This window comes from Paenibacillus thermoaerophilus, assembly GCF_005938195.1.
GTDB classification, from domain to species: domain Bacteria; phylum Bacillota; class Bacilli; order Paenibacillales; family Reconciliibacillaceae; genus Paenibacillus_W; species Paenibacillus_W thermoaerophilus.
This window is the reverse complement of record NZ_VCQZ01000013.1, coordinates 42,987-62,633: the sequence shown is the minus strand read 5'-3', so window position 1 is coordinate 62,633 and position 19,647 is coordinate 42,987. Positions and strand designations below refer to the sequence as shown.

Genomic DNA, 19,647 nt, shown 5'->3' with positions numbered 1-19,647 from the left:
TTAGTCCGTGGCATTATCATACCTCGCCCAAACGCCAAGGTCAATCTTCGCTGCGTCCTGCCGCCTCGCCCGCAGCATTCGGCCGGCGCCGCTAGCGCGCTTCTATGTATCGGGGCCGCTCCCGGCCCGATCACGATACGCGGCGGGCCGCACGCCCCGCGGTCCGGCTTGCGGGCTTAACCGCCGACGGTTTCCGGAGCCGTTTCATCAGCGCCCCGGGAATACGCCCGGAGGCCTCGAAGCTCGCCGGCCGCCGCTTGCGCGCTGCGGGCGGCACAGTACGGAGCGGCCGGGCCGGCTTGGGAGGAGCGGCGTTGAAGCGGCGCAGCTTCAGGATGCGCCGGTACATCGACCGGTTCGGGAGCTTCGTGAACGGCGTCGCCTCCGGCCGCGTGTTGACCTCCAAGATCCACAGCCTCAGCTCATTGTCGGCCGCGATGTCGAAGCCAAGCTCCCTGGAGGCGGGATACGCGCGCCCGAACGCCTCGGAAGCGGTCAGCGCGAGCGATTCCAGCCTTCGCACCTGCCTGGGCGCGTCTCCCTTCGCCCGTGACCGGAGCAGCGTCCCGGCATAGAGAATCTCCGCTCCCTGACTGCCGTTCGTGACGATGCGCCCCGTCCGTGCCAGCCTTCCGGCGATGCCCGTCACCTCCCATCTGCCTCTCTCGTTCCTCTGCGTCATCACGCGAAAATCGAACGGCCGCCGCCGGTAACGAAGCAGCCGAATCCCCTGCTGCACCAAATAGTTTTCCCGCCGCGCCGGAACGGCCAGCGCCGCCGTCACTCCCGACAAACGCCCGAAGCGGCGCGTCCTGCCGTTGGACCTTAGCCGGTACGCCGCCGTTCTCCCCCGCCCCAGACGCTCGATGCGGAACACATCGCGTCCGTGCGCCCCCAGATCGGGCTTCACATACACCATGCCGTATCGCTTCAGCAATTGGCCGAGGATTACGGGTCCGTACCGATGCGTCTCCGGCACGTTGGCCTTCGACGCGGCATCCGCCATCAGGGGGATCATGCGCTTCCATTTGCTGTAGATGCGGAGTCTCCCTCCGTCCGTCTTCACACGCCTCACCGCCTGTCACAGCATATGCCGCCGGCAGACGGGGGCGTGGGCCCGAACCTTCGTTGCTGCATACAATGTGATAAGATCCGGAAGGAGGAACCGCCATGGAACAGGCCATGCTGCGAGCGCTGCACGAGAAAGCGGAGAGGACGGCTCGCGCTTTTCCCTGGTACGCGGACATGATCCGGGGAACCGACATCCGCCGGTTGAACGATCTGCCGCCGATGACGGCCGAGGTGCTGGAACGCCGCTACTACGCGGCCGAACCGCCGGCCGGCGCTTGCACCGTCTACCGGACGTCCGGCACCAGCGGCGGCACGCGCAAAGCGATCGTCTACTCCGAGGACGACGAGCGCCGGTACGTGGAGCGCAAGATCGAGCTGTTCCGCCGGCTGACGGGCGGACTCGGTTATACGCGGGCGGCGTCCGATATGGGGACGGGACATGCGGCGAGCACGGCGGAGACGATATTTCGGGAACTGGGCTTCGAGACGCTGTCGATCCCGTATCAGGCTCCGGTCGGCGAGCATCTGGAGCGGTTGCGGGCGTTCCGTCCCGACGTGCTGTATACGATGCCGTCGCTGCTCGATGCGCTGCTGGAGGCGGCCGCCGATCCCGCCGCGCTTGGATTGAAGCGCGTCCTGCTCGTCGGCGAGACGGCCTCGCCCGAATGGCAGAGCAACTCGGCCAAGCTGCTCGGGATTGCCCGCGAATCGGTTATCGACACGTACGGCTGCATCGAGATCGGCACGATCGCGTATTTCCGCCACGACCTAGGCCGCTACGTGCTGCTGGACGGCCTGATCGCCGAAGGCCTCGATCCGTCGGAGGCCGGTCTGCCGGATACGGAGCTCAGCCCGGGCGAGTCGATCCTGACCCTGACCTCGTTCGACCGCGAGCTGTTCCCGGCCATCCGCTACGTGACGTACGATGTCGTGCGGGATCTGCGGGAGACGGAAGTGGACGGGCGGAAGACGGCCACCTTCCAAGCGCTGGTCAAGCGCGTCGGCGCGGAGCTGAAGCACGGGGAGAAGATCAGCCTGTACGACATCGAAGAGGTCGTTTGCCGCCATATCCTCCACGCGGCGATTCGCGTCGGGGTCGCCCGCAACCGGCTTGCCGTGGGGATTCGCGCCGCCAAGGAGAGCCTCACCGCCGAACGGCTGGAAGCGATCCGCCTCGATCTTCAGGAGAAGCTGCCGGAGATCGGGCGCATGATATCCGGCGGACTGCTGGATGAGATCGTCGTGTACGCCGACGCGGACGGCCAGCCGCTCAGATCGGGCGTTGTCAAACACAAGAAGCTTTACACCGATTAAGGAGGGACCCCATCGTGACGATCGACGAAGGCGTGTTCCGCGCGGTCGGCGCCACGCCGACCGTACGGCTCGCCAAGGCTCTCGGCGACACGCCGTTCGCGCTGTACGCCAAGCTGGAGATGCTGAATCCCGGCGGCAGCAGCAAGGACCGGCCCGCCCTCGCCATGCTGCGGAACGCCGTGCGGGAGGGAATAGTGCGGCCCGGCACGACGGTCGTGGAATCGAGCTCCGGGAATTTGGCGATCAGTCTGGCTCAGTTCTGCAATTATATGGATCTTCCGTTTATTTGCGTCGTCGACCCGAAGACGACCCCCGTCAATCTGCGGCTGCTGCGGTTATACAACGCCCGCATCGAGATGGTGGCGGAGCCCGATCCGGCCACGGGCGAATATTTGCCGGCCCGGCTCGCCCGCGTGCAGCGTCTGCTGAGCGAGATTCCCGGCAGCTACTGGCCCAATCAATACCGCAACGCCGAAAACGCGCGGTCGCACTTTGAGACGACGATGCCGGAGCTTGTCGCCTCGCTGGGCCGCATCGACCTGCTGTTCGTCGGCGTCAGCACGTGCGGCACGCTGCGCGGATGCTCCGATTACGTGCGCGAGCGGGGCCTCCCGACACGAGTCGTCGCCGTGGACGTCGCCGGCAGCGCCGTCTACGGGCGTTCGCAAGGAGGCCGCCGCAAGCTGCCGGGGCTCGGCGCGGCGATCGTGCCGCCGCTGAGGCCGGAGCCGGGCTCGGTCGACACGGTGACGGTCGAGGAGCGCGACTGCGTGGCCGGCTGCCGCCTGCTGCTGCGGCGCGAATCGATCCTGGCGGGAGCTTCGTCGGGAGGCGTGCTGGCCGCCGTCGCGCGCTGCCGGAGCCGCATACCGGACGGCGCGGTATGCGCCGTCATCCTGCCCGACCGGGGCGACCGCTATCTCGACACGGTCTACGATGACGAATGGGTCGCCCGGGAGTTCGGAGCCGAGGCTCTGCGGGAGCCGGACCGGCTGCTGTCGGGCGGCTCGGCGGATTCGCCCATCGCGGACGGACAGGAGGAAGTGTCATGAGGTATATCAACGACGATCATGTCCGCATGATGGGCATACCCTGGCGGGAGTTGATCGAACGGCTCCGGTCGGTGCTGGAGTGCCGTCTGCGCGGCGATGCCGCCCAGCCGCTGAAGCCGTACCTCCGTTACGGCGACCGCCGCAACCGGATCATCGCCATGCCCGCTTACGTCGGCGCCCCGCTGCATGTCGCCGGGCTCAAGTGGATCGCCAGCTTCCCCGGCAACAAGAGCCGGGGACTGCCGCGCGCCCACAGCGTCACGGTGCTGAACGAGGCGGACACGGGGCGGCCCGCGGCCGTCTGCAACAGCGCCCTGCTCAGCCAGATCCGGACGGCGGCCGTCACCGCGCTGACGCTCGAAGAGCTGCTGCGGGCGCGCGCCGCCGGGGAAGCGGCCCGGCCGCTTGACGCGCTGTGTTTCGGATGGGGACCGGTCGGCCGGCTACACGCGAGGATGCTGTTCGAGCTGTTCGGCGATCGGATCGGCGCGCTGGCGGTCCATGATCCCGCCGGAGTCGACTTGACGGGCATCGCCCCGCAGCATCGCCACCGCGTCCGCGCCGCGCCCTCCTGGCAGGAGGCGTACAAATCGGCCGACGTCGTGCTTACCTGCACCGTGGCTCCCGGCCGCTACATCGACCTGCCCCCGAAGCCGGGCGCGCTGCTGCTGAACGTCTCGCTGCGGGACTACCGCCTGGAGGCGCTGGACGGCGCGGTGGACGCGATCGTTGTGGACGACTGGGAGGAAGTGTGCCGCGAGGATACCGACATCGAACGGCTTCACCTGCAACGGGGCCTCCAGCGCGATAAAACGATCGCCCTCGACGAGGCCGTCTGTCGCGGCCGTTGGGGCGCGGCGGCCGGAGGCGGCACGGTGCTGTTCTGCCCGATGGGGCTGGCCGCATTCGACCTCGCCGTCGCCGATTGGTACGTCCGGCAGGCGGAGCGCGCGGGCATCGGCCTGGAGCTGCCGGATTAACGGCTCCGCAGGCTGCTCCTGCCTGCTGCGCGGAGACCCGGGAGCGCCGAAGCCGGCGATGGACGAGACTGGCGCCTGCCGCGATCGCCCCCTGCCAGGCGGCCGGCCGGAACCGGTAAGGCGCGACGGATTCCGCGCGAGGCGGGGTCCGTTTTTTCTTGCGCGGCCGCCCTTCGATGCCGGGTGCGTCCGGAGCGAATGGCCCATCCTTCTGCCTGCCGCATCCGGCGGCGAATTCCCTCTTGGCGTGATGTGTTTTTGTGCTATACTAGAAGTGCGACTATTGTTAACGTGTGCATGAACTCTTTATTCCAGATGGAGGTCATTTCCCTTGAACAAACCTTGGTCCGTTGCCATGTCGGAATCGTTTATGCAGCAATACCCCATCGTCTCGGATATGCCGTTCCAAAAGCGCCGTTGTTGGAATTACGAAAACGGTTGCATTTTAACCGCATTCGAGCGCATGTGGCGCCGGACGGGCGACGACCGGTATTTCCGGTACATTCAGGAGAACATGGATCTGTTCATCCGCGAAGACGGATCGATCGAGACGTACAACCTGAACGAGTACAACGTCGACATGATCAATCAGGGCAAGACGCTGTTCCTGCTGTACGAGAGAACCGGCCAGGAGAAATACCGCAAGGCGATCGAGCTGCTCGTGACGCAACTGAAAGGGCATCCCCGCACGAGCGAAGGCGGTCTCTGGCACAAAAAAATTTATCCGTTCCAAATGTGGCTCGACGGCGTGTATATGACGTCCCCGCTGCTGGCCCAATATGCCCAAACGTTCGGTGACCCGCATTGGTTCGACGACGTGGCGAACGAAATTTTGCTGATGGAGCGCGTCGCCCGCGACCCGAAAACCGGCTTGCTCTACCACGGTTGGGACGAGAGCCGCGAGCAGCGCTGGGCCAATAAGGAAACCGGTTGCTCGCCGCATTTCTGGGGGCGCGGCCTCGGCTGGTATGTTATGGCGATTGTCGACGTACTGGACTTTATGCCGCTCGGCCATCCGCAACGCGGGCAGATCGTCGGCATCTTCCACCGGCTGGCGGAAGCGATCGTCCGTGTCCAGGATGCCGAGAGCGGAATGTGGTGGCAAGTGCTCGACCAAGGCGGACGGGAGAAAAACTACCTGGAAGCGTCGGCTTCGTCGATGTTCGCCTGCGCGCTCGCCAAAGGCGCGAACAAAGGTTATCTGGGCGATTGGGCGCTGGAGTCCGCCCGCAAAGCCCATGCGGGGCTGCTGGAGCGGTACGTCGAGCGCGATCCGGACGGCTCTCTGCACCTGAACGGCATCTGCAGCGTCGCCGGCCTGGGCGGCAACCCGTATCGCGACGGCTCGTACGAATACTACATGAGCGAACCGATCCGCCGGGACGATCCGAAGGGCTTCGCGCCGTTTGTGATGGCTTGCCTCGAGATCGAGGAAGCGGACGGCGCGCGCAATGTCCTCTGACCGGCTGACGATCCGGCGGAGGCAAGGGAGCAAGCGATGATCGAGCTGGTAGTGGCAGCCGACGGGAGCGGGGATTACGCCTCCGTGCAGGATGCGATCGACGCGGTGCGCGTGCTGTCTCCGCAGCCGGTCACGATCCGGATTCGGCGCGGCGTCTACCGAGAGAAGGTGGATATTCCGGATACGAAGCCGGATCTGACGATCGTCGGGGAGGACGCGGAGCATACGGTGATCGTCTGGAACGATCACGCCGGCAAGCCGGACCGGCGGGGGCGGCCGATGACGACGTTCGGGACCGCCACGATGCGGATCGCTGCGGACGGCGTTCGGGTGGAGCATTTGACGATCGCCAACGAAGCCGGGTGGGGCCCCGGCATCGACCAGGCGGTGGCGTTGTACGTCGCGGGCGACCGATGCGTCTTCCGCGGCGTCAGGCTTCTCGGGTGGCAGGATACGCTGTACGCGGGCCGGGGGCGGCACTATTACGCCGACTGCCATATCGAAGGGCATGTCGACTTCATCTTCGGCTCGGCGACCGCCATGTTCGACCGGTGCGAGATTCGCAGCCTGCGGGACGGCTACGTGACAGCCGCTTCGACCCCGAGGGACGTGCCGTTCGGTTTCGTGTTCCGCGACTGCCGGCTGACGCGCGCGCCCGAGGCGAACGCGGTTTATCTCGGCCGGCCTTGGCGCGCTTGGGCGTATACGGTTTTCATCCGGACGTGGATGGACGCGCACATCGTTCCGGCCGGCTGGGACCCGTGGGGCGACGAGAGCAACAAGAGCACCAGCCGCTATGGCGAATACGCCAGCAGCGGTCCGGGCGGCTCTCCGGAGGCGCGGGTCGGCTGGGCCCGGCAATTGAGCGAGGACGAAGCCGCATCCTTGACGCCGGATCGGATCTTCCGCGGCGGGGACGTCTGGGTTCCGCGCGATTAGCGCGGTCCCCGGGCGGCCCCGTCTTTTTAATAGGCGGGCCGCATGGTAAAATGCGGAAAACCGTTTGGGGAGGCCGGAAAGGTGAATGAACATCAAACCCTAAAGTTATTCATTAAAATCTCGCAGCAGCGGATGCATAAACATTATCTCCCGAAACTCATTCAATCCGTCCGGGCACTGGATACGGATTCCTTGTGGCTCAAGGAATCCGAAATCTTAAATTCCGCAGGCGGCATCGTTCTTCATATCTGCGAACACGTCAGGAGAAATTCCATTCGATTTTCCAATCTCCATCCTGTTGAATTCGGCAAAGGCATCGAAGATCATTTCCCCGACTTCAACTTGTCGCCGGAGGAATTGTGCCAAGTCGCGATTGAGGCATTTGACGAGTTTCATGCAGTCCTGGATCGTTTACTCGAACGCAATAGAGGATCGGTAAACGCGGGGTCGGACAACGCGTTGCCTCGCCTTTCCCGCCGCCATCCGTCCTCCTTCCCCACTCCGCCGACCCACCGTTTCGCCTTGGCCGACCCGCCGTAAAGCTTCGGAGAAAGACATATTGGACTGATCTCAGTATCGGTACTGTCCATGATGCGGCCAACTTTTTTTTGTCACAGGAACAACCGCAACACAAAGTGCCTGCCAGGGAGAGGTCAGGCAGGCTTGTTTTGCGTACTCGCGTACACGCTCGGCGGGTTTAAGTCAATTCGTTCGACTTAAACCCGCTTCTCCCCTCGCTCCGCGCCCGTATAGGTCGATTTCTTCGACTTACTGGGCCGGGCTCCGGCTATCCCCTCGCACGAGTCGCTCACGCCCACGCTCGCCGCAGCCCCGGCCGCGCCTCGGGCCCCGCTCCGGCCCGCCCCTACAACCGCACGGGCCGGCCGGTCTCCCGGCTCTCGTTCGCCGCTTCGACGAAGCGGATCACTTCCAGCGTCTCCGCCATCGCCAGGGGCGCTGCGCCGGTGCGGAACATCCCGATCACCTGCTCCAGCAAGCTGGCGTAATACGGCTTCGGCGTCGCCGACACGTCAACCGGCTGCGAGCCGCTCGCCCGGTGTAGGATCGCGCCGAACCGGTAATTGCCGATCCGGTTGCCCCGGATCGTTGCGATGCGGCCGTCCGCCCATACGCCCGTCACCACGTCGTGGGACTCGTTCGCGCGCGCGATCACCTCGACGCATCCCGGTCCGAGCGCCGCGTACACCATCTCGACCGTATGGATGCCGTACCAGAACAGCCCGCCCTGCGTCGGCTCGATGTCCATCGGCCCGTACGCATCGATCCCGCTGACCGGCGACTCCTCCGCGGCCAACGCTTGCACGAGCGGAACCGCGTAACGCAGCGCCGAGCTGCTCATGACCGGGATGCCGTTCCGCTCCGCCAACTCCGCGATCAGCCGGGCGTCGGCGCTGGTGACCGCCAGCGGCTTGTCGACGAACACCGGCTTGCCGTACGGCGCGATCGCCGCAAACTGCTCGGCGTGCACGCGGCCGTCGCTCGATTCGAGCAGCAGCGCGTCGCACTTCGCCGCCACCGCCTCGGGCGAATCGACGATCTCGACGCCGAACTCCTCCTTCATCCGCTTCGTGAAGCCTTCCACGCGTCCGATACTCAGCGGGAAGTCCGGCGATCCGCCCGGATAAGCGACGGTCACCCGTCCTCCCGGCACATGATGGGGATGCTCCTCGCGGTTCAGCAATTCCGTGAACGCCACACTGTGGGACGTATCCAATCCAATGATTCCGATTCGGAGCAAATCCGCTCTCTCCTTTCGGTCACGCCGCGTCCGGCATCGCGCCGATTGCCCGGCGCCATGCGCACGGGAGGCATGTCCGTTCCCGTTCGACCGGCCCATGCCACCCTCGCGTCGTCCTGTTTTTTCTCTTACTTTACGAGCGCTCTCCGCCCGGGTCAACGACGATAAATTATCCGGAAATCCTCCCTCCGCACTCTCGCGTTCCGCTTCGCCGTTTGCAGACCGGGTGTTTCCCGGATAGGGAAAAAAGCATCATAATCAGGGGAAACGCACGTTCGCGGCAAACCGTCCATCGCAACCGGCGTCAGCGGTGAATAGAATCCCCCTGCCAAAAAGCCCCCGTCCCGGCGAGGACCGGGATCGGGGGCCGGGCAAGCGGCTATGGATGCGGAAGCTCAGAAAGACGGCGCTCAGCAGACAGTTCACCAAGGCCGGTCGGCGCCAGCACGCCGCACGAAACCGGTCCGTCAAACCGGGAAGCCGGCCTCCCTCAGGATACGCTGCACGACCGGCGTCAGGCCGTCGGCCATGCGCATGAACCCGAGATCGGTCGGATGAACGCCGTCGACGGTGCATTCTTCGTAATGGTCTTCGCCCAGCAGCGTCGAGCCGTCCAGGAAATACACCCGGTCGTCGCCCGCGGCCCGGCACCGCTCCACGTTGTCGATCAGAATCTGCCGGCGGCGGTTGGCGAGATCCCGCGAGCTCTCGTAGAAACGGTCCGCGGCGAACCGGATGCGCGACACGACCAGAATCGGCACGCCCGGGTGGCGTTCGCGGAAGATGCGAATAAAGCCGCTGCAAGTCTCGTCCAGCTTGTCGGCGCTGCAGTTGCATTCGTAATCGAGCACCAGCATCGCCGGATTCGGGATGTCCGAGATAATCTCGGCGACTTCGGGCTCCCCCTTGCCGTTGCCGGAAAAGCCGAGATTCACCATCTCCAAAGGAATGCGGCGGCTCATGATGTTCGGGTAAGCCATCCCGGGACGGTTCGCGCATCCCCCTTGCGTAATCGAGGTGCCGTAGATCAAAATTCGGCGGTCGTCGGCCAACGGAGGCGGCGGCAGCAGTTCGGCTTCTTCTTCCAGGCCGACGAGCACCTCCTTCACTCCCCGGTACAGCGGGAAATACAGCGTAACCGATCTCATCGCGCCGTCCCCGGCGCTGATCAGCACCGTCTCGTATTCGGAGAGCGTATGGTTGTACCGGCCCGTGCTGTGGTAGCGCATAACCCCGTCCTGCTCCAGATAGCAGTCGAACGAACATTGGCCGGTTGCGGGCATATGGTTCATGTCGGCAACGCCGTCAAGCCGGACGCGCAGCGCCAGCTTTTTGGAATTCGTGCGGAAGCGGATTTGTCCTCCTGCGGTGCAATCCGCCAGCGCGTCGACGGCGGCCGGTATGGGCAGACGCGGATTTTTCGGCAGACGCCGGTAAACGCCGTCGTATTCAAACCAAGGAAAGCCTTCCAGGCGGAACGGCGGCCGGGCGGGCGAGTGCCAGCGCATGCCGTCTTCCGAGACGCTCTCCAATCGCATATTCTCATCCAGCTTGCTAACCGGCACCTTCCCGTTGGATGCGGTTTGTTCGGACATGTCGGTCCAACTCCTCTCGTTGCGCGGACTTCTCGGCGGTTCAGGGTTTGATCTTGTCAACGTCTGTATTTCAACGTCAGGGAAGGAAGTCCTGCCGGCCGATCAAAAACGACGATATCTGGACGTGCCGGCATACGAAAACCGCCGCCTTTGGGGATGAACCCATCAAAATCGCGCCCCCCAATTTGTGTCACCCCGGCCGCACCTATACGCGCCGGCAAGTCCTCCTGCCCCCGCTTCGGCGCTGCAGTCCATTTCAAAAAAAAGACATCGCTCCCCGTTCGCGGAGGAGCGATTGTCGATGCCCGCTTAACGCCTCTTCAATTGCTTCAGGAACTCCCGCATGAATCCGGGCAGATCGGGCCAGGCTTGCCCGGAGACGATGTTGCCGTCCACGCAAAGCGTTTCTTCCGCGTAGGCGGCGCCAAGCGCCTCGACATCCGGCCGGCAAGCGGGGTAGGCGGTCAGCTTCCGGCCTTCGAAGTAGGCGCGATTCTTCAACGCGTTCAAGACCAGAGCCGCATGGCAGATGGCGCCAACCGGCTTGCCCGCCTCGAAAAAGTGGCCGACGATTCGCGGCACATGTTCGTTCAGGCGAATGTATTCGGGCGCCCGTCCGCCGGGAATGATCAAGCCCGCGTATTCGGTCGGATCGACTTCGGCGAACGCGACATGCGAGTTCAACTGGTATCCCGGCTTTTCCGTATACGTGTCCCAGCCTTCGAAATCATGAACGACGGTTCGCAGCGTCTTGACGCTGGGAGCGGCGATCACCGCTTCGAAGCCTTCCTCCAGCACGCGGTAATACGGGTAATACACCTCCAAAGCTTCGGCAGCATCCCCTGTGAGGATGAGCACTTTTGGGGACATGTCGATCACACTCCTCGGACAAATTGGTGGATATCCTAATTGTCAAGGAAGTCCCTTCATCTGTAAAGAGATGTAAAATGTATGGTTTTGTCGAAGTCCCCGCCGCTCTCTTATTTCCCCAACACCCATTTGTCCTTGCGGAACATCACATAGGCGGCCGCAAAGCAGACGGCCGAGAACAGGGCCGTGCTGCCGCAGACGAGGAGCAGGTTTTGCGCCGAGAAGATGCCGAACATCAGCTCTTTAAGCAGCGCGAATATATTCATAAACGGAATGGCGAAGTAGTAGGTCTTCATCTCGTTCGCTCCTTGTCCGACGAGGAGGAAGTACGGGACCAAGGCCAGGAACATGACCGGCGAGATAAAGTTCTGCGCTTCCTTAAACGACTTGGTGACGATGCTGATCATCATCTCGATGGTCGCGAACAGCAAGGCGAACAGGATGATGGCGGCGACGGCCGACAGCAGCAGTTGAACCGTCTGATCGCCGAATTCCAACGCGGCGGCCATCTTCTCCGTCAGACTCTTGGTCACCACGACGAAGGCGAGGATGGCGAAGATGCCGCTGGCGGCACCAAGCGTCGAGATCGCGAGCCATTTGGCGACGATCAGCTTCATGCGGCTGACCGGCGTAATAAGCAGCGACTCCATCGTCTTGCGCTCCTTCTCCCCGGCGAACAGGTCGATGGCTGCCGGGAATCCGCCCAGCATGACCGCCATGACGATCGCGAGCGAGAACAGCATGGAGATCATCGTCACCGAGCCGTCGTCGTCTTTGGTCAGCGTCTTCACTTCCGTGACGAACGGCTTAAGCAGCTCCGGATTGACGCCGGCCGCGGCCACTCTCGCCTGCACCAGCTCCGTCTGCTTCTCGCCGAGTACGCGCAGCAGCATGTCGACCGCGCGGGATACATTCGCGCTGGACTGATCGGCGTACAGCGTGATCGCCGGGGCGCTTCCGCCTTGCGTCAGCTTCGCCGCGAAGTCGGCCGGGATGTCCAGCGCGACCTGCACGTCGCCTTCGGTCGCCGCCGCTTTCGGGTCGGCGGACGGAACGATCTTCACCCCTTCCAGCCCCGACAGCCATTGCAGCGTGTCGGGCTGCAGTTGATCCGATACCCCGACCGTCACTTGCGGCACTTCTTTTGTCGCGTCGTTCATAAGCTTCTCGTACAGCATCGACATGGCCGCGATCATCACGATCGGCACCAGAATGCTGAGGACGAGCGTTTTCCTGTCCCGCAGCGTATCCTTCAGTTCTTTCAGATAAATGTTCCAGATCATCGGTTACGCCCCCCGCACCATTCTCGACATCATGATATAGTTCAGATCTTCGCTTCCTTCTTCTTCGTACAGCTCGGCCAGCGAACCGTTGTAGATCACCTCGCCCCGATGGATCATGATCACGGACTGGCACAGCAGCGAGACTTCCTCCATGATATGGCTGGAGAAGATGATCGTCTTGCCTTCCGTCCGCAGTTGGTGGATCAATTGGCGGAAGATGTTCGCCGACGTGATGTCCAGCCCCGTCGTCGGCTCGTCGAACAGAATCACCTCGGGATCGTGGATCACCGTCCGGGCGATGGCGACTTTCTGCTTCATACCCTTGGAGAAGCCGCCGACGCGGCGGTCGAGGTAATCCTTCATGCCGAACTTCACCGCAAGCGATTCGATGCGCGCCTTCGTCTCATGCTTGCTCATGCCGTACAGCGAAGCGAAGTATTCGAGATTCTCCCGGGCCGTGAGTCGTTCGTACAACCCCGTCTCCCCGCCGAACAGCACGCCGATCCGCCGCTTGACCTCCATGCCTTGCATTTGCGTGTCGTAGCCGGCGACCCGAATCGAGCCCTCCGTCGGCTCCAGGAGCGTGGCGATCATCCGCAGCAGCGTCGTTTTGCCCGCCCCGTTCTCGCCCAGCAGGCCGACCACCTCGCCCTTGCGGACGTGGAAGCTGATCGACTTGTTGGCTTGAATCGTTTCTTTTTTGGTGCGGAACGTCTTGGATACCCGCTCGACTCTTATCATTCTGATCGCTCCTTCGCGTCGTCTCTGATCGTGTCTTCTTCCTGTTCTCTATGATAGCGAAATGGCCGTTGCCGTCTACGAACCTGTCGCGAAGCGTCCGGATTCTGTCGCGAATCGTCCGATTCCGGTATAATTTGGGGAAGCCTACCGCGAGGTGAAGAAGGGCAAGCTGGATCTGCTCATCAGCGACATCGAGATGCCGAACTTGTCCTACACCAAAGAACGGCTCGAACGCTCGATCCGACGGTTTCTGGAGAAACGCCGGAAGCAGCAGGATTCGCAGAGCGGCACGCTGGTCATCAAGCAAAAATCGGAGATCCATTTTATCAAGAAACAAGACATCGTCTTTATCGAACGGACGGGACGGTCGACGACGATCGTCACCGCCGGCGGCGAAACGTACGAGACGTACCAAACGCTCGGCGAACTGGAGGAGAAGCTGGTCGAACGCGGCTTTTTCCGGTCCAGCCGGTCGTTTATCATCAATATTCATTACATTAAGAACTTCTCGCTCTATACGAAGCACTCGTACTTGGTATCCTTCCACCCGACCCAAAAAACGGCGGTCATGACGAAGGAAAAAATGGAAGAGTTCCAGGCGAAATACTTCTAGGAGGCTCCGCCCGAATGTGGGGAAAATGGAAGCGTCGCGCGCGCGAGCTCGAACAGGAAAAACGCCTGCTGCTAGAGCAGCAGGCGCAGATGGAAAAATTGATCGTGGAGATGCGGGCGGAACGGCACGAGTTCGTCCGGCGCCTCCAGGCGGTTGAACATTGGCTGCGCTCGCCGGAACCGGAAGCTTCCGGCACGCCGGGCGGCAGCCGAGCGGACCTGCGGCGATATCTGGAGGAGTCGGCGGCCGATCTGCAGCGGATGAACGAGGTGCTGCGCGGGGAGCGGGGCCATACGGCCTCGCTCCTGGAGCACCTGACCGACCGGGCGGCGGCGGCGGGCATCCGGCTCAAGCTCGCTCTGGAGGCGCCTCTCGCGGCGCTGCCGGTGCCGATGATCGACCAGACGAAGCTGGCCGGCAACCTGCTGGAGAACGCGCTGGAGGCGGCCAGCCGATTCGCCGCCGCGCGCGGGCCGGACGCAGCTTTTATCGAGGTGTCCGCCTCCAGGTCCAGCGGGCTGTATGTGCTGGAGACGAAAAATTCAAGCCTGGCGATTCCGGGCGAAGTGCTCGACTCGCTGTTCCGGAAGCCCGTCGCCTCGGCGAAGACCGGCGGCGATCCGGATTGGCGCCACGGCATTGGAGCGTATGTCGTCGCGCAGACCGTACGCAAGCATGGTGGACGGCTTGATTTTACCTTCCAATCGCAGGTCTTCTCCGTCAAAATCAAGCTGCCGGTGCTGTCCGGACAGCCCGGCTAAGCAACCGGATCGGCACGGCGCCTCCCGATATCCCTCGCCCGCTTAATGATGACTCCGGGATGTCGCCGACCGTTTGTCGCGAGATACTCGCGGACGGACCTTCCGGCGTTTCAACTCGCGATACCCGACAAATCTCCGCGACTCCTCGTCCCAAAGCCTGAAGACCAGCGAACGCAAGCTGGAGCGCAGCGTCAAGGTCGTCGCCTGAGCGAAGCGCGGATCGCTGGCATGCGCCCGCTCCAACTCGTAATTCGGCACGCGCGGATTCAGATGGTGAATGTGATGGAACCCGATATTGCCGGTGAACCATTGCAGCACTTTCGGCAGCTTGTAGTACGAGCTGCCCTGCATAGCCGCCGCGACATAACTCCAGTTCTCGTCGCGCTCGAAGTAGCTGTGCTCGAATTGATGCTGGACGTAGAACAGCCATACTCCGGCCGCCGAAGCCAGGTAGAAGATCGGGAGTTGCACGAGAATCACCGACTTCCAGCCCAGCGTCAAGCATAGCGTCGTGAGGACGGCAGCCAGCAGGACATTGGTCAACCAGGTGCCGATCCGTTCCTTGCGTCCGGCATCCTTGTTATTAAACCGATAGTCGATCAGGAAGTTGTACAGCGGGCCCACGGTGAACAGCACGAACGGGCTGCGGTACAGTTTGTATTTCAACTTGCGCATAGGGGATGCCGCCACATACTCCGATACCGTCATCGTCCAGATGTCGCCCGCTCCCCGGCGGTTCAGGTTGCCGCTGCCGGCATGATGCATCGTATGGCTCTTCTTCCACTGCTCGTATGAGCAAAATGTCAGCACCCCGGTGACATACCCGACGATCACGTTGGCCCTCCGGCTCCTGAACAAAGAACGGTGGCAGCAATCGTGAAATAAGATAAAAATCCGAATCGTCAACCCTGCAGCCGGTACCGCCAAGATCAACGTAAGCCAGTAAGAGACCGACAAGCTCCAATACGCCAGCGCGCATGTCCCCAGATACAGTCCGATCGTATGGACCACTTGCCATACACTCCTCGCCGTTCGAGGAGCTTCGTATGGTCCCAGCGTCTGCTTCCACGCGCCGAGCAATTCCTTTGCCATCTGCTGCAATCTTCCTCTCCGTTGCCGCGAGCGGTAACCCTTATTTATTAACCGATATGCAAGATGCTTCTCCATGATACACGGCAAGGTGCGCCGTGGCAATTGAAGAATGATCCTCAGGCCTTTATTTGCGATAGGAAACCTTTTATTCGGAAAGACCTCGGTCTATGGACGCAAGGCTTTTTTTATGTTATTATTTAATTACGTAATTACGTTATTAAATAATGATGAGGTGATCTGGTGACAACATCGTCCAGAGATTACGGAGCCGAGTTGGATGCCCTGCGTTTACAAGTGGAAGAGCTTCGCGCGATGATTCAGCAGTTGGTCGGCGACAAGCCGTTGGTCTCTCCGCCTCCCGCGGTCAGAGGACCGCTGGAGCCAAGCGAGCGTGAAGACGAGTTGGGCGTCATTTATTACTCCGGCCAATACAGCGGAGTAAGCGGCCATTACCGATGGGAGCCGCAGGAAAAGCATGCAGGCGAGCTGCTGGACGCCGACGGCGACAAGGTCGCGAAGGTGCTCGCGGCCCTCGGCCACAAGCAGCGGCTGGACATCCTGAGAGCCGTGATCCGCGAGCCGCTGACCGGCCCGGAGCTTGTCGAGCGGTTGGGCATGGGGACGACCGGACAACTGTATCATCATCTCAAGGCGCTGCTCGGGGCCGATCTGCTCCATCAAGAAGAGCGGGGCGGCAGCTATTCGATTCCGGGACACCGCACGCTGCCGCTGCTTCTGCTGCTCGCTGCCGCCTCGGAACTGTTGGACGCGAGCGACTATCTGGATCTGTCGGAAGTCCGCAACCATCCCGAGGCGTATCTCGGCAGCGCCCGGACCGCGTACGATCCCCATCTGCTGCTATGGGCGATCGTGGAGAATTCGATCCTCGAGCATCAAGCGGGATCCTGCAGCGAAGTCGACATCTTCCTGCACGACGACGGAAGCATCACCGTCGCCGACAACGGGCGGGGCATCCCCGTGCAAGCCCTCTCCGGCTCCGATACGCCTCGCGTTCAAGCCGTGCTTACGAATATGAACCGGCTGACGCCCGGTGCCTCCTACGTCGCTCCGGGCGCGGAGAAGGGAATCAGCATCGCCGTCGTGAACGCCCTGTCCATCAAGCTGTGCGTCGAGATTCGCCGGGACGGCCGGGTGTTCCGCCAAGAGTATAAGCACGGCATCCCGCAGACCGGCTTGCTCACGGTCGGCCTGACGCAAGAAACGGGAACGAGCGTGACGATCACGCCCGACCCCGAGCTGTTCGACTCTCGCATCGATCGCAGCGTGCTGGCCGAACGCGTAGCCGAGTTGGCCACCGCCTACCCGGAGTTAACCATCCGGATTCAGGGCTAGAGCGGCAGAGCGCAGGACATCCTCCGGCGATAACCGGCGCTCGGACGCCTTCGGCCGCCCGCCGATGTGCGGTCCGCAAAGCGACCGGGAGGCCGTGGCCGGCCTCAAACTTCAACAAAAAAACCGCTCTCGGTATTCGAGAGCGGTTTAAATTTTGGATCAACGATCAGGCATGCGCCAAATCGAGTTCGTCTTCTTCCCCGCGGTCGAACGAGCCGCGGTCGAATTCGCCCTCGGAGTCGGCCACCAGCGCAGCCGTTACGGTTGTGCCCGTGGCGTTGACGGCCGTACGGCCCATGTCGATGAGGGCTTCCACGCCGAGGACCAGCGCCATGCCTTCCAGCGGAAGGCCCAGTGCGGTCAGCACGACGGTCGTGGAGATCGCCGCAGGTCCGGGCACGCCCGCAACCCCGATGGAGGAAATCATCGCGACCAGCACCAGCAGGATATAATCCGTCAAGGCCAAATCAATATTGTACACTTGCGCGACGAATACCGTCACGATGGCCGGCCATACGCCGCCGCAACCGTTGAAGTTGACGGTGGCGCCCAGCGGGGCCACGAAGCTCGCGATACGCGGCGATACGCGCAAACGCTTCGTGATCACCTCCAGGTTAACCGGCAGCGTCGCGTAGCTGCTGCGGGTCGTAAACGCGACGGCGATCGTCGGATACGCTTTGCGGAAAAACTTGATCGGATTAACCTTCAGCACCAGCAATACCAATCCGCCGAACACGAGCACGAAGTGGATCGCCAACGCCACGTAAGACGTGAGGATCAGGTTGGCGAGCGGCTTCAGCGTCTCCAGCCCGTAACGCGCCGCCATTGCGGCGATCAGCGCGTACACGCCGTAAGGGGTCAGGCGGATCACATATTTAACCACTTGATGAAGCACTTGCGTGGCCGAACCGATAAACGCCTTGACGGGAGCGACCGCATCCGGGTTTTTGGCGCCCAGCTTGACGATCGCGACGGCAATGAAAAGCCCGAAGATCAGGATCGGGACCACTTTGCCCGCCGCGGCGTCGCTAAACGGGTTGACCGGAACCAGGTCGAGAATCACCTGCGAGAACGTCGGGATCTCGCGGGACTTGTAATCGGCCGGAACGTTCTGCTCGATTCCCGATCCCGGGTTGAACACGAGCGCCGTCAGCAGACCGATGATCGCCGCTGCGCCGGTCGTGCCGAGGAACCAGGCGAACGTCTTGAGGCCGAGCTTGCGCAGTTGACCGGGATTGGCGAGCGAAGAGATGCTGTTGATGACCAAGACGAGCACAAGCGGAATAACCAGCATTTTGATCAGATTGACATAGATCGTGCCGATGGTGCTGGCGACTTTGTAAGGCAGCTCAAATTGATTAAGGATAACACCGACCAGGAGACCCAAACCAAGGCCGACAAAAACCCTCGTGCCGAAGCCGACACGCTTGCGGGCCAAGAAATACAGAAAGCCGATCACGACAATCGAAAGAATCAGCGCAATCCAGTTATCTTGAAACGCTTGGACCAAGTTGTTCTCCATACAGCGCTCCCCCTATTCCTATAATACCAGTTGGTTATGTAGGAATTAGAATACTACCGTCGCCGGCTGCTGTCAATATACATTTTTCGGGAAAAACCATTTTGATTATGTTCCCCTTCCATTCCCGGTATATGCAGCCGTCCGAGGAATATTCTTTCCCCCGGTTCTAGAGGGCAAAGATCTGGCGGAATCCGCACGCATGAAATATGTCGGCAGCGGCGGGAGCCATCCGGGCATAACCTCACCGCTTATGTTCGGAAGAATATCTCGGCCAATTCCCGGGCGTGCTCGGCCGCATTCGTATGGCGAGTTTACGTTCGCCTATACGCGGGACTTTTTTCCGATATTTTATATTGTTACGGACCGCAAATCGGCAACCCGTGATGATGTTAATGATACAAAATATCGTAAAAGGGCCGGTTTCCCTGTTCCTTGTCGATGATTCCTGACGTTAGCGATATTCTATATCACTAAACGAACTCGGAACGGGCGTCACGGCCGCGTTAACGATATTTTATAGCGTAAACAGCCTCGGCGCGCATCGGCGGCAGCCCGCCTTTTCCAAAACGCCCCCGCCGTCACAAAAAAAAAGCGGAAGCTTTGCTCCCGCCTCGTTAAAAAGAGCGAGCCGCTCCGGATCGCCCTCTGCTTGCGTTGCCCGTTTATGCCGATTCTCCGCCTTGCGCCGGAGCCGGCTGATTGTCCGTGGAAGCTCCCCTGTTCTTGCCGCCGAAGCCTTTGCCGACCCGCTTGACGGCTTCCTTCCATTTATCCTTAACCGCCAGCTCGCCGTTGACCCGCTTCGTGATATGTTCGATCAGCTCCGCTTTCCGCTTGTCATATTGCTCCTGCGTCAGCTTCCCTGCCGCCAGTTTCTCGTCCAGCTTCGCCACCGCTTCCTTCGCCAGCAGATCGACGACCGCCTGCGTCCCGACGCCTTTCTCCTCCGCCAATGCCGCCAGCGTCTTGCCCGACTGGAGCGCTTCCTTCAGCTCCTCCTTCGTAACGCCCAGCAGCGTCAGCAGCTCTTCGGACTTCAAGCCGACCCATCCATGCAAGACGCTGCCTTTGCCGTGCTTCCAGGCGAAGCCTTTGCCCTCCGGCTGAATCTGCTTCTGTTCGGCCTGCGAATCCGCATCGGCCGCGTACGCCGAACCCGCCAAAGCCACAGACAGCGCCAACGTCAGGGGCGCCCATGTTTTTCGCCAGCTTGCTTTCATGCTATGTCGCTCCTTCATGA

General features: G+C 62.0%; 18 protein-coding genes. 9 read left to right on the top strand and 9 right to left on the bottom strand.

Annotated elements, in window-relative coordinates; all coding sequences use genetic code 11:
- Positions 1–130: 130 nt before the first annotated feature.
- Complete coding sequence (locus FE781_RS10610) at positions 131–1,066, bottom strand: YheC/YheD family protein (protein ID WP_138789604.1); 936 nt, start codon at positions 1,064–1,066, stop codon at positions 131–133.
- 104 nt (positions 1,067–1,170) lie between these two features.
- On the opposite strand from FE781_RS10610, the gene FE781_RS10605 reads away from it, so the two are divergent.
- The 6 genes from FE781_RS10605 (at position 1,171) to FE781_RS10580 (ending at position 7,358) form a co-directional block, all read left to right on the top strand.
- A complete protein-coding gene (locus FE781_RS10605) occupies positions 1,171–2,385 on the top strand; it encodes a phenylacetate--CoA ligase family protein (protein ID WP_138789603.1) in 1,215 nt (404 codons plus the stop codon).
- Between the two features lie 14 nt (positions 2,386–2,399).
- Positions 2,400–3,437, top strand: a complete 1,038-nt coding sequence (gene sbnA / locus FE781_RS10600; RefSeq protein ID WP_138789602.1) for a 2,3-diaminopropionate biosynthesis protein SbnA — start codon at positions 2,400–2,402, stop codon at positions 3,435–3,437.
- A complete protein-coding gene (locus tag FE781_RS10595; RefSeq protein WP_138789601.1) occupies positions 3,434–4,417 on the top strand; it encodes a 2,3-diaminopropionate biosynthesis protein SbnB in 984 nt (327 codons plus the stop codon). Before sbnA ends, FE781_RS10595 begins: the two co-directional genes overlap by 4 nt.
- A 331-nt stretch (positions 4,418–4,748) precedes the next feature.
- The gene (locus tag FE781_RS10590; RefSeq protein WP_138789600.1) at positions 4,749–5,879 is read left to right on the top strand and encodes a glycoside hydrolase family 88/105 protein; all 1,131 of its coding nucleotides are present in this window, start codon (positions 4,749–4,751) and stop codon (positions 5,877–5,879) included.
- A 36-nt stretch (positions 5,880–5,915) separates the two neighbouring features.
- Entirely contained in the window at positions 5,916–6,818 is a 903-nt protein-coding gene (locus FE781_RS10585) for a pectinesterase family protein (protein WP_138789599.1), read from the top strand.
- An 81-nt stretch (positions 6,819–6,899) separates the two neighbouring features.
- Complete coding sequence (locus FE781_RS10580; RefSeq protein WP_138789598.1) at positions 6,900–7,358, top strand: hypothetical protein; 459 nt, start codon at positions 6,900–6,902, stop codon at positions 7,356–7,358.
- 325 nt (positions 7,359–7,683) lie between these two features.
- Here FE781_RS10580 and FE781_RS10575 read toward each other — a convergent pair whose 3' ends face one another.
- The 5 genes from FE781_RS10575 to FE781_RS10555 form a co-directional block, all read right to left on the bottom strand.
- Positions 7,684–8,577, bottom strand: a complete 894-nt coding sequence (locus FE781_RS10575) for a Gfo/Idh/MocA family protein (protein ID WP_246068136.1) — start codon at positions 8,575–8,577, stop codon at positions 7,684–7,686.
- A gap of 467 nt (positions 8,578–9,044) precedes the next feature.
- Positions 9,045–10,172, bottom strand: a complete 1,128-nt coding sequence (locus FE781_RS10570) for an SGNH/GDSL hydrolase family protein (RefSeq protein WP_138789596.1) — start codon at positions 10,170–10,172, stop codon at positions 9,045–9,047.
- A gap of 309 nt (positions 10,173–10,481) precedes the next feature.
- Positions 10,482–11,042, bottom strand: a complete 561-nt coding sequence (locus FE781_RS10565; protein ID WP_138789595.1) for a DJ-1/PfpI family protein — start codon at positions 11,040–11,042, stop codon at positions 10,482–10,484.
- 110 nt (positions 11,043–11,152) lie between these two features.
- Positions 11,153–12,325 carry an ABC transporter permease gene (locus FE781_RS10560; RefSeq protein ID WP_138789594.1) on the bottom strand — a complete coding sequence of 391 codons (1,173 nt, stop codon included), beginning with the start codon at positions 12,323–12,325 and terminating at the stop codon, positions 11,153–11,155.
- A 3-nt stretch (positions 12,326–12,328) separates the two neighbouring features.
- Positions 12,329–13,066: an ABC transporter ATP-binding protein gene (locus FE781_RS10555; protein ID WP_138789593.1), complete on the bottom strand. Its 738-nt coding sequence runs from the start codon at positions 13,064–13,066 to the stop codon at positions 12,329–12,331.
- Between the two features lie 154 nt (positions 13,067–13,220).
- Here FE781_RS10555 and FE781_RS10550 point away from each other — a divergent pair, with 154 nt between their 5' ends.
- Together FE781_RS10550 and FE781_RS10545 are read left to right on the top strand one after the other, a co-directional pair.
- Positions 13,221–13,679, top strand: a complete 459-nt coding sequence (locus FE781_RS10550) for a LytR/AlgR family response regulator transcription factor (protein WP_246068135.1) — start codon at positions 13,221–13,223, stop codon at positions 13,677–13,679.
- Between the two features lie 14 nt (positions 13,680–13,693).
- Positions 13,694–14,440, top strand: coding sequence for a sensor histidine kinase (locus tag FE781_RS10545; RefSeq protein WP_138789592.1), 747 nt, complete (start codon positions 13,694–13,696; stop codon positions 14,438–14,440).
- A 42-nt stretch (positions 14,441–14,482) separates the two neighbouring features.
- Here FE781_RS10545 and FE781_RS10540 read toward each other — a convergent pair whose 3' ends face one another.
- Positions 14,483–15,532, bottom strand: coding sequence for a fatty acid desaturase (locus tag FE781_RS10540; RefSeq protein WP_138789591.1), 1,050 nt, complete (start codon positions 15,530–15,532; stop codon positions 14,483–14,485).
- A gap of 240 nt (positions 15,533–15,772) precedes the next feature.
- On the opposite strand from FE781_RS10540, the gene FE781_RS10535 reads away from it, so the two are divergent.
- On the top strand, positions 15,773–16,885 hold the full coding sequence (locus tag FE781_RS10535; protein ID WP_246068134.1) for a helix-turn-helix domain-containing protein: 1,113 nt from the start codon (positions 15,773–15,775) through the stop codon (positions 16,883–16,885).
- A gap of 166 nt (positions 16,886–17,051) precedes the next feature.
- Here FE781_RS10535 and FE781_RS10530 read toward each other — a convergent pair whose 3' ends face one another.
- On the bottom strand, positions 17,052–18,407 hold the full coding sequence (locus tag FE781_RS10530) for a dicarboxylate/amino acid:cation symporter (RefSeq protein WP_138789590.1): 1,356 nt from the start codon (positions 18,405–18,407) through the stop codon (positions 17,052–17,054).
- A gap of 662 nt (positions 18,408–19,069) precedes the next feature.
- A complete protein-coding gene (locus FE781_RS18000; protein ID WP_138789589.1) occupies positions 19,070–19,627 on the bottom strand; it encodes a hypothetical protein in 558 nt (185 codons plus the stop codon).
- Between the last annotated feature and the right edge of the window lie 20 nt (positions 19,628–19,647).

Bases quoted from the DNA above. Each gene is read 5' to 3' on its own strand.
- FE781_RS10605 (WP_138789603.1), top strand. From the start codon at position 1,171: ATGGAACAGGCCATGCTGCGAGCGCTGCACGAGAAAGCGGAGAGGACG.
- FE781_RS10595 (WP_138789601.1), top strand. From the start codon at position 3,434: ATGAGGTATATCAACGACGATCATGTCCGCATGATGGGCATACCCTGG.
- FE781_RS10585 (WP_138789599.1), top strand. From the start codon at position 5,916: ATGATCGAGCTGGTAGTGGCAGCCGACGGGAGCGGGGATTACGCCTCC.
- FE781_RS10570 (WP_138789596.1), bottom strand. From the start codon at position 10,172: ATGTCCGAACAAACCGCATCCAACGGGAAGGTGCCGGTTAGCAAGCTG.
- FE781_RS10565 (WP_138789595.1), bottom strand. From the start codon at position 11,042: ATGTCCCCAAAAGTGCTCATCCTCACAGGGGATGCTGCCGAAGCTTTG.
- FE781_RS10560 (WP_138789594.1), bottom strand. From the start codon at position 12,325: ATGATCTGGAACATTTATCTGAAAGAACTGAAGGATACGCTGCGGGAC.
- FE781_RS10555 (WP_138789593.1), bottom strand. From the start codon at position 13,066: ATGATAAGAGTCGAGCGGGTATCCAAGACGTTCCGCACCAAAAAAGAA.
- FE781_RS10545 (WP_138789592.1), top strand. From the start codon at position 13,694: ATGTGGGGAAAATGGAAGCGTCGCGCGCGCGAGCTCGAACAGGAAAAA.
- FE781_RS10540 (WP_138789591.1), bottom strand. From the start codon at position 15,532: ATGGCAAAGGAATTGCTCGGCGCGTGGAAGCAGACGCTGGGACCATAC.
- FE781_RS10530 (WP_138789590.1), bottom strand. From the start codon at position 18,407: ATGGAGAACAACTTGGTCCAAGCGTTTCAAGATAACTGGATTGCGCTG.
- FE781_RS18000 (WP_138789589.1), bottom strand. From the start codon at position 19,627: ATGAAAGCAAGCTGGCGAAAAACATGGGCGCCCCTGACGTTGGCGCTG.